Source organism: Budvicia diplopodorum, from assembly GCF_009800925.1.
Classification (GTDB): Bacteria; Pseudomonadota; Gammaproteobacteria; order Enterobacterales; family Enterobacteriaceae; genus Budvicia; species Budvicia diplopodorum.
Window position 1 is genome coordinate 1 of sequence record NZ_WOYF01000034.1, and the last position, 3197, is coordinate 3197.

Genomic DNA, 3197 nt, shown 5'->3' on the forward strand with positions numbered 1-3197 from the left:
GTTTCATCAACCGTTATACCTGCGTATAACCATCAATCTCAATCCAAAACTTCGCTGAAATTCGTCTTCGTCTCTTCAATCTCACCCAAAACACCTTGGGTGTTGTAAGGTTAAGCCTCACGGTTCATTAGTACTGGTTAGCTCAACGTATCGCTACGCTTACACACCCAGCCTATCAACGTCTTAGTCTCAAACGTTCCTTCAGGGGACTTAAAGCCCCAGGGAAGACTCATCTTGAGGCAAGTTTCCCGCTTAGATGCTTTCAGCGGTTATCTTTTCCGCACGTAGCTACCGGGCAATGCCATTGGCATGACAACCCGAACACCAGCGGTGCGTTCACTCCGGTCCTCTCGTACTAGGAGCAACCCCTCTCAATCTTCCAACGCCCACGGCAGATAGGGACCGAACTGTCTCACGACGTTCTAAACCCAGCTCGCGTACCACTTTAAACGGCGAACAGCCGTACCCTTGGGACCTACTTCAGCCCCAGGATGTGATGAGCCGACATCGAGGTGCCAAACACCGCCGTCGATATGAACTCTTGGGCGGTATCAGCCTGTTATCCCCGGAGTACCTTTTATCCGTTGAGCGATGGCCCTTCCATTCAGAACCACCGGATCACTATGACCTACTTTCGTACCTGCTCGAGCCGTCACTCTCGCAGTCAAGCTAGCTTATGCCATTGCACTAACCTCACGATGTCCGACCGTGATTAGCTAACCTTCGTGCTCCTCCGTTACTCTTTAGGAGGAGACCGCCCCAGTCAAACTACCCACCAGACACTGTCCTCAACCCCGATTAGGGGCCAAAGTTAGAACATCAAACATTAAAGGGTGGTATTTCAAGGTTGGCTCCACAAGAACTGGCGTCCTCGCTTCAAAGCCTCCCACCTATCCTACACATCAAGGCTCAATGTTCAGTGTCAAGCTATAGTAAAGGTTCACGGGGTCTTTCCGTCTTGCCGCGGGTACACAGCATCTTCACTGCGAGTTCAATTTCACTGAGTCTCGGGTGGAGACAGCCTGGCCATCATTACGCCATTCGTGCAGGTCGGAACTTACCCGACAAGGAATTTCGCTACCTTAGGACCGTTATAGTTACGGCCGCCGTTTACTGGGGCTTCGATCAAGAGCTTCGCTTACGCTAACCCCATCAATTAACCTTCCAGCACCGGGCAGGCGTCACACCGTATACGTCCACTTTCGTGTTTGCACAGTGCTGTGTTTTTAATAAACAGTTGCAGCCAGCTGGTATCTTCGACTGACTTCGGCTCCGAGAGCAAGTCTCTTCACCTAATGCCAGCGTGCCTTCTCCCGAAGTTACGGCACCATTTTGCCTAGTTCCTTCACCCGAGTTCTCTCAAGCGCCTGAGTATTCTCTACCTGACCACCTGTGTCGGTTTGGGGTACGATTTAATGTTACCTGGAGCTTAGAGGCTTTTCCTGGAAGCAGGGCATCAACTACTTCATCTCCGTAGAGACTCGTCATCACGCCTCAGTGTTAATAGAGAAACGGATTTACCTATTTCTCCCACCTACACGCTTAAACCGGGACAACCGTCGCCCGGATAGCCTAGCCTTCTTCGTCCCCCCTTCGCAGTAACACCAAGTACAGGAATATTAACCTGTTTCCCATCGACTACGCCTTTCGGCCTCGCCTTAGGGGTCGACTCACCCTGCCCCGATTAACGTTGGACAGGAACCCTTGGTCTTCCGGCGTGCGGGTTTTTCACCCGCATTATCGTTACTTATGTCAGCATTCGCACTTCTGATACCTCCAGCAAACCTCACAGTTCACCTTCAACGGCTTACAGAACGCTCCCCTACCCAACAATACTTTCGTATCGCTGCCGCAGCTTCGGTGCATGGTTTAGCCCCGTTACATCTTCCGCGCAGGCCGACTCGACCAGTGAGCTATTACGCTTTCTTTAAATGATGGCTGCTTCTAAGCCAACATCCTGGCTGTCTGTGCCTTCCCACATCGTTTCCCACTTAACCATGACTTTGGGACCTTAGCTGGCGGTCTGGGTTGTTTCCCTCTTCACGACGGACGTTAGCACCCGCCGTGTGTCTCCCGTGATAACATTCTTCGGTATTCGGAGTTTGCATCGAGTTGGTAAGTCGGGATGACCCCCTAGTCGAAACAGTGCTCTACCCCCGAAGATGAGTTCACGAGGCGCTACCTAAATAGCTTTCGGGGAGAACCAGCTATCTCCCGGTTTGATTGGCCTTTCACCCCCAGCCACAAGTCATCCGCTAATTTTTCAACATTAGTCGGTTCGGTCCTCCAGTTAGTGTTACCCAACCTTCAACCTGCCCATGGCTAGATCACCGGGTTTCGGGTCTATACCTTGCAACTTAGCGCCCAGTTAAGACTCGGTTTCCCTACGGCTCCCCTATTCGGTTAACCTTGCTACAAAATATAAGTCGCTGACCCATTATACAAAAGGTACGCAGTCACACCATACGAGGTGCTCCCACTGCTTGTACGTACACGGTTTCAGGTTCTATTTCACTCCCCTCGCCGGGGTTCTTTTCGCCTTTCCCTCACGGTACTGGTTCACTATCGGTCAGTCAGGAGTATTTAGCCTTGGAGGATGGTCCCCCCATATTCAGACAGGATGTCACGTGTCCCGCCCTACTCATCGAACTCACAGATTAGGCATTTTAGTGTACGGGGCTATCACCCTGTATCGCGCGACTTTCCAGACGCTTCCACTAACACCTAACCTGATTCAGGTTCTGGGCTCCTCCCCGTTCGCTCGCCGCTACTGGGGGAATCTCGGTTGATTTCTTTTCCTCGGGGTACTTAGATGTTTCAGTTCCCCCGGTTCGCCTTTCATGACTATGTATTCATCATGAAATAGTGCAACGTATTGCACTGGGTTTCCCCATTCGGGTATTGCCGGTTATAACGGTTCATATCACCTTACCGGCACTTATCGCAGATTAGCACGCCCTTCATCGCCTCTGACTGCCTAGGCATCCACCGTGTACGCTTAGTCACTTAACCTCACAACCCCAAGGTGTCTTTTGATAAACACCGGCGACGAACCGCTATTCAAGACCACAAAGGTGATTGCAAAAAATTGAGAGACTGCTTAAGACAGGCTGTGTCAGTGTCTGACCGAAGTCATTCTCACAGCGTGTTTAAGCTTTCAAATTTCAGCTTGTTCCGGATTGTTAAAGAGCAAATAT

General features: G+C 51.0%; 1 rRNA gene. It reads right to left on the bottom strand.

What is annotated here, in order from left to right:
* Window positions 1–106: 106 nt before the first annotated feature.
* Window positions 107–3012 (bottom strand): 23S ribosomal RNA (locus tag GVI43_RS15650).
* Window positions 3013–3197 lie beyond the last annotated feature (185 nt).